The organism is Ruegeria sp. BHSC037 (assembly GCF_059613045.1).
The window spans coordinates 109,498-120,846 of the sequence record NZ_JBXWRT010000014.1; the positions used below are offsets into that span (position 1 = coordinate 109,498).

The window sequence follows — 11,349 nt, forward strand, 5'->3', positions numbered from 1 at the left end:
TGGCGATTGCGCCATAGCGGCATTCACGTCTAAATGGACGGGTCTGGTCCTGCCGGAGACATCCGGATGCTAAGAGGGAATTTGGTGCGGCCTGCGCGCAGGTCAAATCCAAAGCCGCCCCCGCGACTGTAAGCGGTGAGCCCTGTTCAACCAGCCACTCCCGATCCGTTCGGGGGGAAGGCGAACAGAGGCGCTGACCCGCAAGCCAGGAGACCTGCCAGGCGAACAATGAAACACCGGCCGTCGGGTGCGGCGGCACAGGAGGACAGAAAATGACGACACAAACGCAAACCGCATCAACGGTACGCGCCGGCATGCTTTCGGCAGTGTTCGCGGCGGCCTTGGGCCTGGGGATCATCACCGTGGCCGGTCACGTTCAGGCATCGGCGCTGCATGACGCCGCCCATGACGTGCGCCACGCTACCGGCTTCCCCTGCCACTAAACCAATGTTCAGCCGCATTCTGACCAGCGCGTTGTTCGCTGGTGCCGCAGCCGGGTTGATCGTCGCCCTGCTGCAGTTGCTATTCGTGCAGCCCGTGTTGCTGCACGCTGAACTCTATGAATCCGGGGAGTTGGTGCATTTCGGGGCCGAGGCCGTGTCGGCCCATCCCGAGCTGCCGGGCATGTTCTCGGACCTGACCCGCGACGGGCTGAGCGTGGTGTTCACCATGCTGACCTATACCGGCTATGCGCTGGTTTTGGTCGCCCTGATGTCGCTGGCCGAGGCGCTGGGCCACCCGGTTGACGGGCGCACGGGCGTGTTGTGGGGCCTGGCCGGTTTCATCGCCTTTCATCTGGCGCCGGGTTTCACCCTGGCCCCCGAGGTTCCGGGCGTAGCCGCAGCCGATGTGTTCGCGCGGCAAATCTGGTGGTGGGCAACCGTCGCGGCTGCCGTGGTGGCGCTGTGGCTGATCGCCTTTGGTGGCAACATCGTCAGCTATCTGGTCGCGGCCGTGCTGCTGATGGCCCCGCACCTGATCGGCGCGCCGGAACCCGACGTGTTCACCGGGCCGGTTCCGACCGAGATCGGGGCCCTGTTCGCCGCGCGCGCCTTCGGCGTGGGTCTTGCGGCCTGGGTGCTGCTGGGTGCTTTTGCCGGGTATTTCTGGCAAAGCGAGGGCAAGCGCGTCGAAGCCGCGGCCTGATCCCCGAAATCCCACGATCCGCCGGCGACCAACTGGCGGATCATCTGCTTTTCAAGGAAACAAGATGACACGCTCGCTTGCACTATTTGCGATCGGTCTGGTCTTTGGCGGGGGCGCCGGGTTCGTGCTGGCCGCAGCCAACGGCGTCACCTTCGACGGTCACGACCATACCGACCCCGCTCAACACGGCGGCCATCACGTCGAGGCCACGGCCCATGATCACAGCACCGCCATCAACCTGCCCGCCGGACCGGATGCGCCGGGGCTGGAGATCGCCGTCACCCCTGACCCGATGGCGGGTTGGAACCTGCATGTGGTGCCAAAGAACTTCCACTTCTCTCCGGAGAACGCCTCATTGGCGGACAGGCCTGGCGAAGGCCATGCGCATGTCTATGTGAACGGCGTCAAGCTAGCGCGGCTTTATGGTAACTGGATGCACCTTCCGGACCTGCCCAAGGGCGAAGCCACCATTAAGGTCTCGCTGAACGCCAACAGCCACAGCCCGCTCGCCGTGGATGGGGTGCCTGTCAGCGCCTCAGTCACGGTTCAGGTGGACTGAAGCGCGGGGATCCGCGCCCGCAGACACAAGCGGAGCCGCCCGCACGGCCGGGCGTCCTCGATCCAGCCATTCGGGCTGTTCAGAATGGTCCGGCAGGTCGCCGCAATGTCATCGGCATCGGCAACCGGATCGATCCCCGAAAACACGTAAGACGCCAAGCTTTCCCCCTGCATCGCCACCACGGTCGGTTCATTGCAGCCACTGAAACAGGCGTGCTCGGCGATCTCGACCTGCCGGTCCAGTCCCGCAGCGCACAGAGCGTCCAATACGGCCTGTCGCTCGGCCGGCTGGTCGCGCTCGCCCGCGCAGCTGCTGCAGATCAAAACACGCATGCCCCTCGCCTGCCTTTTCCGTTTCACACTGTCGCTTGTGCGGGTTTCGCAACCCCGGCGCAAGCCCGCCACCCACGATATTGTGACTGTACGCGCCCGTGATTTCGGCAAGACTCGAGCCAACCACGACTTGGAGAGCCCGCGATGAAACATTTTGTGTTTTTCCTCGGCCTGCTGGCGCTTCCCGCGCTGGCGGCCGATATCGAACCCCGGCCGGGTTGGGCCGTCCACCCGACAGCCAAGGCCCATGACGCGCTGGTGGCCGACACGATCGCAGCGGTAAAGGCAAACGGGATGGCCGTGGTCACCCAGGCCGGGCCGACCAAGGCCGCCGCCGCGCGCGGCATCACCATTCCGGGCAACCGGGTGATCGGCGTCTTCAACAACGACTATGCGGTGCGGGTTCTGGAACAATCGGTGCCCGCGATGATCGAGGCGCCGATCCGCCTCTATGTCACGGAAAACGAGGACGGAACCGCTACGCTGTCCTACAAGACGCCCAGCCTGGTCTTTACCCCTTACACCGATGGCACCGGCGCCCTGACCGCGATCGCCGCAGAGTTGGACGCCAAGTTCGCCGCCATCGCCGAGATGGCTGTCAATTAGTCACACTGACGTGATGCGGCTTGCGCCGGCCCGGAACCTCCGCAATCTGCTGCGCAACGGAACCTACGGAGCTTGTTCGATGCAGGACCTGTCCCCCCGCGCTGCGGACCTTCTGGCGCAACGGCTGTACGAGGCCGGGTGCCGCCACGCCTTCGGCATGCCCGGGGGCGAGGTGTTGACACTGATCGATGCACTGGAACAGGCCGGGATCACCTTTCACCTGACCAAGCACGAAAACTCGGCTGGTTTCATGGCCGAGGCGGTGCACCACCGCGACGGCGCGCCAGCGATTCTGGTGGCGACTCTGGGGCCGGGGGCAATGAACGGCATCAATGTCGTGGCCAACGCGCTGCAGGACCGGGTGCCGATGATCGTGCTGACCGGCTGCGTCGATGCCGACGAGGCGCTGACCTACACCCATCAGGTCATGGATCACGCGCAGGTCTATCGTTCGATCACCAAGGGTACGTTCACCCTGACGGCCAAGGGCGCCGACATCATCGCCGACAAGGCCGTGTCGCTGGCCACCCAGCCGCGACCGGGGCCGGTGCATATCGACGTGCCGATCTCGGTCGCCGATACCCGGGTGTCGATCACCAAGCGCCGACGGCTGACCCGGGCCGCCCGCGTCGCGCCCGAGGGGACATGCCTCGAGAAGGCCCGCCGCTGGGTGGCCGAGGCCGAGCGTCCGCTGGCGATCATCGGGCTGGACGTGCTGTATGACGACTCGCGCAGCGTTGTGCGGGCGTTTCTGGAACATTTCGGCATCCCGTTCGTCACGACCTACAAGGCCAAGGGCGTGGTGCCCGAGGATCACCCGCTGTGCCTGGGCGGTGCGGGCCTGTCGCCCCTGGCCGACACGCTCCTTGTGCCGCTGGTCGAACAGGCCGACCTGATCCTGTGTCTGGGCTACGACCCGATCGAAATGCGCCCAGGTTGGCGCGAGATCTGGGACCCGGACGAGAAACGCGTGATCGACATCTCGGCCGTGGCGAATGACCACTACATGCACCAGGCGGGGCTGAACCTGGTGGCCGATACCGGCGCCACGCTTGAGGCGATCGCCAAGGGCAACCCTGCACGACCGACTTGGCCCCAAGGCCAACCGGCGCAGGTCAAGGCCGCATTGGCTGCGGCCTTTCCGACAGATGACGACTGGGGCCCTGCCGCCGTGATCGCCGAGGCCCGCGACACCCTGCCCTTCGAAACACTGGCCACCGCCGACAGCGGCGCGCACCGCATCCTCCTTAGCCAGATGTGGCGATGCTCCGAAGCGCGCGGCCTGATCCAGTCGTCGGCGCTGTGCACGATGGGTTGCGCCGTTCCAATGGCGATCGGCTTGAAACTGGCCGAACCAGACCGACCGGTCATCAGCTTTTCCGGCGATGCCGGGTTCCTGATGGTCGCCGGTGAGTTGTCGACCGCCGCAGAAATGGGTGGAAACCCGATCTTTCTGGTCTTTGTCGATGCCAGCCTGGCACTGATCGAATTGAAACAGCGCCAGCGCCAGATGGGCAACCGGGGCGTCGATTTCGACCGGCATGACTATGCCGCGATGGGCCGGGCGTTCGGCGGCAACGGCCACACCGTGCGCAACCGCGCCGAACTGCGGGCGGCGCTGAAGGCCGCGATGGCCGCCGACACGTTCACCGTGATCGCCGCCGAGATCGACCGCGGAGGCTATGATGGCCGCATCTGACGGACCGCTGAAGGGCGTCAAGGTTCTGGATCTGTCGCGCATTCTGGCCGGCCCGACCTGTACGCAGCTGCTGGGCGATCTAGGCGCTAGCGTGATCAAGGTGGAAAATCCGGCCACCGGTGGCGACGACACCCGCCAGTGGGGGCCGCCCTATGTCACCGATGCGGATGGCAACCCGACCGATCTGAGCGCCTATTTCATGGCCGCGAACCGCAACAAGAAGTCCGTCGCCATCGATATCGCCACGCCAGAGGGGCAGGAACAGATCCGGCGGCTGGCTTCCCATGCCGACATCTTCATAGAAAACTTCAAACCCGGCGGGCTGGCCAAATACGGGCTGGACCATGAAACCCTCTCGCGCGACTTTCCGGGGCTGATCTACTGTTCGATCTCGGGCTACGGCCAGACCGGCCCGAACGCGGCCAAGCCTGGCTATGACCTGATGGCGCAGGGCTATGGTGGGATTATGTCGCTGACGGGCGAGCCGGACGGAGCCCCGATGAAAGTGGGCGTGGGCATCGCCGACGTAATGTGCGGCATGTACGCGACCGTCGGCATTCTGGCGGCGCTGCGCCACCGGGATCAGACCGGCGAAGGCCAGCAGATCGACATCGCACTGGTCGACAGCCAGATCGCATGGCTGATCAACGAGGGCGTGAATTATCTGACCTCGGGCCAGGTTCCACAGCGGCGCGGCAATGGGCACCCCAACATCGTGCCCTACGATGTTTATGAAACCGCCGACGGCCACGTAATTCTGGCCGTGGGAAATGACAGCCAGTTCCGGCGCTTCTGCGGCTTTCTGAACCTCGATCACCTGCCCGACGATGCGCGGTTCGCCACCAACCCGGCCCGGCTGGAACACCGCGATGCCCTGAACGAGGTACTGCGGCCCGCGCTGCAGCGGCTGGACACCAAGGCCGTCATCGATGGCCTCGAGGCGCTGAAAGTGCCGGTCGGCCCGGTTCAGACGCTGGATCAGGTCTTTGCCTCGGACCAGTTGGCCGCGCGGCAGATGCAGATCGACATGCAGGCCGGCCCCGCCCCTGTCAAACTGATCGGAAACCCGCTGAAGCTGTCCCGCACGCCCGTGACCTATCGAACGGCACCTCCGACCTTTGGGGCGGATACCCAAGCCGTCCTGGACGCGGACGACCCGTTCGAGGCATGACCAGGAACTGCCTTGATCGGGCGTATGTGGGGCCATCGCCCCGACGATCACACTGAACTGGGCGCAAATTTGGACAACGGAAGTTTGGCGCGGCTCTGTGCGGCCCTTCTTGGACCAGAGCTTGCCGGTTTCAGCCAAAGTCCGCCAACACGATTTCCACGTTTGCAGCGTCGAGCGCCGCGCGCAACGGCCCCGTCGGCGCGGTATCGACCACGACGCTGTCCAAATCGGCCAGCGCGCCGGCGCGGACCAAACCCTTGCAGCCGAATTTCAGTGCATCGATCAGCAGGTGCCTGTTGGCCGCGCGCTGCAGCATCGTCCTCTTGATCGCCGCAAAGCCGCTGATCGCCTCCGACACCCCCTCGTCGGTCAGGCCCGTCGCGCCGATCAGGCAGCGATCGACATTGAACCGCGAGAGATACTCGAGCGTATCGGCGCCGATCACGGCCGATTCAGCCGGCAGGAATTCCCCCGGACAGAGGATCACGTCGGCCGCGCTGTCACCCAGCGCTGCGGCGACCGGAATCGAGTTCGTGATCACCGTACAAGACCGCCCCTGCAACGCCAGAGCGCGGGCCAGTTGAATCGTTGTTGACCCGGAGTCGATCATTACCGTGTCGCCCTCTTGCACCAGCGCAGCCGCCGTTTCCCCGATACGCGTCCGCTCGGCGGCGCGGGCGGCCGTACGCTCGTCAAGGCTGGGGTAATGGCCTTGCGACGCGGTCGAGGCCCCGCCATGCGCGCGCGCCAGCAGGCCATCCTTGGCGAGGGCGTCAAAATCCCGCCGGACGGTCTCGGTCGAGACGTTGAAGCTTCGGGCCAAATCGCTGATCCGGACATGCGGCCGCAATTTCAGCTCGAGCAGGATCTGGCGCCGCCGGTCTGATTTCTTCAGCCGGTCCTTTCCCTTCCTGGCGTCTTTCTGTTTTGCCTTGGTGTTTGACATCTTTAACTCCGGCCCGGTCAACATGGCAAAACTGTGGGCTTTCCAGCATTTTTGCAAATATTTTGTTGCAAAACCCTCAAATTGGTGGTGACACTTGCCAAACTTCGAGAATACAAACGCGGTTGGTCAACAATGCGCCACCAAAGACTGAAGCGGGCGACCTCCACATGATCGTACTTGCCACACATCTGGCGGCGGCGGTGGCGCTGCTGTTGTGGTCAGTCCGGCTGATCCGAACGGGCATCGAACGCGCCTTTCTGCCAGAACTGAAGCGTGGACTGAAAACCTTATCCGAACGCAAGCTGTCGGCCGCACTTGGCGGCAGCCTGACGGCCATGCTGATGCAAAGCGCGACAGCGGTGGCCCTGATCGGCGCGGGATTCGCCGTATCGGGGATGTTGGCGGCCCAATCGGCTCTGGCCTTGATTCTGGGGGCCGAGTTGGGCTCGGCCTTGATGACGCAGGTTCTGTTCCTGCCGGTCGAGGCGGTGATACCCTTTGCCTTGCTTGCGGGCGTGGTCACCTTCTTGAAGGCGCAGCGCCGCAAGACCAAACAGGTCGGCCGCATCGTGATCGGATTTGCCCTGGTGCTGCTGTCGCTTGGCATGATCCGCGAGGCCACCGCGTCGATCGGGGCCAACCCGATCGTCCAGAGCATTGCCGCCTATTTTGAGAACGATCTGCTCAGCGCCTATGTGATCGGCGCATTGCTGGCCTGGGTGATGCATTCCAGCCTGGCCTCGGTACTGACGTTCGCAACCTTCACTGCATCGGGACTGATCGCCGCCCCGGTCGCGGCCGCACTGGTGATCGGGGCCAATCTGGGCGGAGCGGTGATTCCGGTAGCCCTGCTGTGGGGACACGAGCGCCCGGCCAGGCTGGTGGTTCTATCGAACCTCGTGGCACGTGCGGGTCTGACGCTGGTTGCCCTGACACTGCTGCTGGCCGGGATACTGAACATGGACATGCTCGCTGCTGCGCCGGGCCAGCAGGTTGTCCTGCTGCATATCCTGTTGAACGCCATCCTTCTGGTGGTCGCACTGCCGCTGACCGAACCTCTGGTTGCATTGGTCGACAGGTTTCTGCCGCGCCACGCGGCGTCAACCACCGAAAGCGTTTCGGCGCTGGATCCCGGCGCCCTCGACCACCCGCCCCTGGCAATGGCCTGCGCACAGCGCGAGCTGCTGCGTATGGCAGAAACGGTGCAGGCCATGCTGGTGCCGGTGGTTCAACTGTTTCGGAACTGGAATCCGGAACTGGCCCGGGTGATCCAGCTGCGCGAGGACGAGGTCGACCGGATGCACTTCGCCATCAAGATCTACATCTCGCGCATGCGCGAAAACGACCTGACGCCGGAGCAGGAAAAGAAATCGCTGGGCATTGTGGCCATGGCCAACAACCTGGAAGAGGCCGCCGACCGGCTCGCGGTCAACCTTGTGGCGGTGGCGCAAAAACTGGCCGACGAAGCCTTGACCTTTTCCAAGGAAGGGTTGGCCGACATCGAACATTTCCACGATCAGGTCGTTACGAACGGCCAGTTGGCGCTAAGCGTTCTGACAACCGGCGACGCCGAGGCCGCTCGTCAGTTGGTGGCCGAGAAGGACCGGATCCGGATCGAGGAACAGAACCTGCAGGAACGGCACCTGAAACGTCTGCAGAACGGCGCGGCGGCCAGCATTGAAACCACGAACATCCATCAGGAAACACTGCGCCTGCTCAAGCAGGTGAACGCGGCCCTCGCCTTCGTGGCCTATCCGATCGCCGAGGAAACCGGTGATCTGCTGGGCAGCCGACTGGCCCGCCCCCGCAAGATCGGAGGCGCATCCTGAAGGAAGCGGACTGAAACAAAGCGGCGCAAGACCGTGTGAGGACGAGTACGAGGCGGCCAACCCGGCCACCGACATGCAACTGGGAGGAAAGACATGAAACGACTCACACTGACATTCGCAAGTTCACTCGTGGCCCTGACCACCTCGGTCTCGGCCTCCTACGCGGACAAGCTGACCCTGTACTGCTCGGCGCAGGAAGACTGGTGCCAGCTGATGGCGCGCAGCTTCGAGGACGCCACCGGCGTCGATGTCAACATGACCCGCAAATCCTCGGGCGAGACCTTTGCCCAGATCCGCGCCGAGGCGTCCAACCCCAAGGGCGACGTGTGGTGGGGCGGTACGGGTGATCCGCACTTGCAGGCCGCAGAAGAGGGCCTGACGATGGAGTATCTCTCGCCCATGCGCGACCAGCTGCATGACTGGGCGCTCGCGCAGGCCGAAAGTGCCGGAAACCGGACGATCGGCATCTATTCGGGCGCGCTGGGCTATGGCTACAACACCGAGTTGCTGGCAGCCAACAACCTGGCCGAGCCGTCCTGCTGGAAGGATCTGCTCAAGCCCGAATACAAGGGCCATATCCAGATGGCGAACCCGAACTCGTCGGGGACCGCCTACACGACGCTGGCCTCGATGGTGCAGATCTTCGGCGAGGACGAAGGGTTCGACTTCATGAAGGGCCTGCACAAGAACATCAATCAATACACCAAATCGGGCTCGGCCCCGATCAAGGCGGCGGCCCGTGGCGAGACGACCATCGGGATCGTCTTCATGCATGACGCGGTAAAACAAGCCGTGGCGGGCTTTCCCATCCAGGTGGTCGCCCCGTGCGAAGGCACCGGCTACGAGATCGGGTCGATGTCGATCATCGACGGCGCCCGCAACGTCGAAGAAGCCAAGAAATTCTATGACTGGGCCTTGAGCGCCGAGGCGCAGAACCTGGCGCTCGAGGTCAACGCTTTCCAAGTACCGTCGAACAAGGCGGCCAAGACCTCGGACAGCGCGCCGGACATGAGCCAGATCAAGCTGATCGACTATGATTTCAAGAAATACGGCTCGTCCGACGAACGCAAACGCCTGCTGCAGAAATGGGACGAAGAGGTTTCGGTTCTGCCGCAGTAAATGACGCGTTCCACCACAAAAACGGCCCATTCGGTGCTGATCTTCTGGATCGCCGCCGGGTGGGTCGGCTATTGCCTGCTGCCGTGGTACATGGTCGAGGACGGCTTCTGGTCGTTCCACTGGCTGGTCGATGGCTATCCGTTTGACGACGACTATGCCCCTGCGGCCTTTCTGATTGCACAGGGCAAGAAGCTTTGGCTGGCGCCGATGGTCCTTGCGCTGGCCTTGCCACTGCTGGCGCTGGGCCGGCCGAAATCCGACCCGCTGCACGCCCGCATCCTGATCCTATCGGGGGCGTTCGGCTTTGCCTGGCTGATCGCGCAGGGGTTCGGCATCGGCATCCGCGGTTTCAACTTCGACTGGCTGACCGCCCTGTTCGGAGAGCTGGGCGACCGGCAGTTCGGCATGGGCTATGGCGCGATGATCTGCGCCTCGAGCTTTCTTTTTTTGCTGACCCAGGGGATCGCTGCGCGCGGCGCCGTGAACGGAGACGTGTTCGTCGTCAGCGCCATCGGCGGCGTCATCACCATCGTCACCGCCTTTGTCTTCTTCCCGATCGCCAGAATGCTGTTTGCCGCCTTCGTGACCGAGGACGGGGCCTATTCGGTGGCGGTCTTCTTCTCGAAATTCTTCGACGACCGGCTGTGGGGGCTAGGGTGCCTATGGGGCGCGAAATGCGGTGCGGCCTGGAATTCGCTGGTGCTGGCGGTTCTGGTCGGGCTGCTCACCACCGCGTTGGGCCTGTGTTTCGCGCTGGTCGTCACCCGGTCGGGCTTTCGCTACAAACGAGCGCTGCGCGCCCTGACGGTGCTGCCGATCATCACCCCGCCCTTCGTGATCGGACTGGCGCTGATCCTGCTGTTCGGCCTGTCCGGATCGGTAACGCGCTTCGTCGCCGATCTGTTCGGCACCCAGCCCACGCGCTGGCTGTACGGGATGCCCGGCATCCTGATCGCACAGACCCTTGCCTTTACGCCCATCGCCTTCCTGGTGCTGATCGGCGTGGTCGAGGGTGTCTCGCCCTCGATGGAGGAGGCCGCACAGACCTTGCGGGCCAACCGGTGGCAGACCTTCAGAACCGTCTCGCTGCCCTTGATGCGACCGGGCCTGGCGAACGCCTTTTTGCTGGGCTTCATCGAGAGCATGGCCGATTTCGGCAACCCGCTGGTTCTTGGCGGCAATTTCGACGTGCTGTCGACCGAGATCTTCTTTGCCATCGTCGGCGCCCAGTACGATCAGGGCCGCGCGGCGGTGCTGGCGATGGTGCTTTTGTTCTTTACCCTGTCGGCCTTCTACGCCCAGCGCGTCTGGCTGGGCAAGAAAAGCTATACCACCGTGACCGGCAAGGGCGATTCCGGTGTGCATCCACTGATGCCCACGGGCCTGTCGATCCCGGTAGCGGTAATCGCGCTGGGCTGGGCGCTGTTCACGGTGGTCGTCTATGCGATGATCGTCTACGGCAGCGTGGTCGAGCTGTGGGGGGTCAACAACACGCTGACCTTCAAGCACTACGTCACCGCCTTCTCGGTGCGGCTGGACGCGGAAGGCATCCGCTGGACCGGCGCCGCCTGGGACAGTTTTTGGACCACCATAACCATCGCCGCCATCGCCGCCCCGCTGACCGCCGCCGTGGGTCTGGTGACGGCCTACCTTCTGACCCGGCAGAATTTTGCGGGCAAGAACGCCTTCGAATTCGGCACCATGCTGTCCTTTGCCATTCCCGGCACGGTGATCGGCGTCAGCTATATTCTGGCGTTCAACGTGCCCCCGATCGAGATCACGGGAACCGGTGTCATCCTGGTGGTCAGCTTCATCTTTCGCAACATGCCGGTGGGTGTGCGCGCCGGCATCGCCAGCATGTCACAGCTGGACCGCAGCCTGGATGAATCCTCGCTGACGCTGGGGGCGAATTCCTGGCAGACCTTCCGGCGGGTCATCCTGC

The 11,349-nt window shown here is 64.0% G+C and carries 11 protein-coding genes and 1 riboswitch; of the genes, 9 read left to right on the forward strand and 2 right to left on the reverse strand.

What is annotated here, in order from left to right; all coding sequences use genetic code 11:
• Positions 1-27: 27 nt before the first annotated feature.
• Positions 28-236: riboswitch (cobalamin riboswitch) on the forward strand.
• 36 nt (positions 237-272) lie between these two features.
• The 3 genes from AC2FMN_RS14505 to AC2FMN_RS14515 all read left to right on the forward strand — a co-directional run bounded on the left by AC2FMN_RS14505 (position 273) and on the right by AC2FMN_RS14515 (position 1,705).
• Positions 273-443: a CbtB domain-containing protein gene (locus AC2FMN_RS14505; RefSeq protein ID WP_496680184.1), complete on the forward strand. Its 171-nt coding sequence runs from the start codon at positions 273-275 to the stop codon at positions 441-443.
• Between the two features lie 4 nt (positions 444-447).
• Positions 448-1,146: a CbtA family protein gene (locus tag AC2FMN_RS14510; protein ID WP_496680183.1), complete on the forward strand. Its 699-nt coding sequence runs from the start codon at positions 448-450 to the stop codon at positions 1,144-1,146.
• A 64-nt stretch (positions 1,147-1,210) separates the two neighbouring features.
• Positions 1,211-1,705, forward strand: a complete 495-nt coding sequence (locus AC2FMN_RS14515; RefSeq protein WP_496688990.1) for a hypothetical protein — start codon at positions 1,211-1,213, stop codon at positions 1,703-1,705.
• On the opposite strand, the gene AC2FMN_RS14520 is transcribed toward AC2FMN_RS14515, so the two are convergent.
• Positions 1,693-2,037: a DUF1636 family protein gene (locus AC2FMN_RS14520; protein ID WP_496688992.1), complete on the reverse strand. Its 345-nt coding sequence runs from the start codon at positions 2,035-2,037 to the stop codon at positions 1,693-1,695. The genes AC2FMN_RS14515 and AC2FMN_RS14520 overlap by 13 nt on opposite strands.
• Positions 2,038-2,181: 144 nt before the next feature.
• Between AC2FMN_RS14520 and AC2FMN_RS14525 the strand changes: the two genes are divergently transcribed.
• From AC2FMN_RS14525 to AC2FMN_RS14535, 3 genes are all read left to right on the forward strand, one after another.
• Positions 2,182-2,643, forward strand: coding sequence for a DUF302 domain-containing protein (locus AC2FMN_RS14525; protein WP_496688994.1), 462 nt, complete (start codon positions 2,182-2,184; stop codon positions 2,641-2,643).
• A 79-nt stretch (positions 2,644-2,722) separates the two neighbouring features.
• A complete protein-coding gene (locus AC2FMN_RS14530) occupies positions 2,723-4,342 on the forward strand; it encodes a thiamine pyrophosphate-binding protein (protein WP_496688996.1) in 1,620 nt (539 codons plus the stop codon).
• The gene (locus AC2FMN_RS14535; RefSeq protein ID WP_496688998.1) at positions 4,329-5,513 is read left to right on the forward strand and encodes a CaiB/BaiF CoA transferase family protein; all 1,185 of its coding nucleotides are present in this window, start codon (positions 4,329-4,331) and stop codon (positions 5,511-5,513) included. Before AC2FMN_RS14530 ends, AC2FMN_RS14535 begins: the two co-directional genes overlap by 14 nt.
• A 130-nt stretch (positions 5,514-5,643) precedes the next feature.
• On the opposite strand, the gene AC2FMN_RS14540 is transcribed toward AC2FMN_RS14535, so the two are convergent.
• Positions 5,644-6,459 (reverse strand): DeoR/GlpR family DNA-binding transcription regulator, encoded by an 816-nt coding sequence (locus AC2FMN_RS14540; protein ID WP_496689000.1) that lies wholly within the window; start codon positions 6,457-6,459, stop codon positions 5,644-5,646.
• Positions 6,460-6,626: 167 nt separating this feature from the next.
• Here AC2FMN_RS14540 and AC2FMN_RS14545 point away from each other — a divergent pair, with 167 nt between their 5' ends.
• The 3 genes from AC2FMN_RS14545 to AC2FMN_RS14555 form a co-directional block, all read left to right on the forward strand.
• Positions 6,627-8,288: a Na/Pi cotransporter family protein gene (locus AC2FMN_RS14545; protein WP_496689002.1), complete on the forward strand. Its 1,662-nt coding sequence runs from the start codon at positions 6,627-6,629 to the stop codon at positions 8,286-8,288.
• A gap of 93 nt (positions 8,289-8,381) precedes the next feature.
• Positions 8,382-9,407, forward strand: a complete 1,026-nt coding sequence (locus tag AC2FMN_RS14550) for an ABC transporter substrate-binding protein (protein WP_496689004.1) — start codon at positions 8,382-8,384, stop codon at positions 9,405-9,407.
• Positions 9,408-11,349, forward strand: a 1,942-nt coding sequence (locus tag AC2FMN_RS14555) for an ABC transporter permease (protein ID WP_496689006.1), incomplete at its 3' end; no start/stop codon positions are given.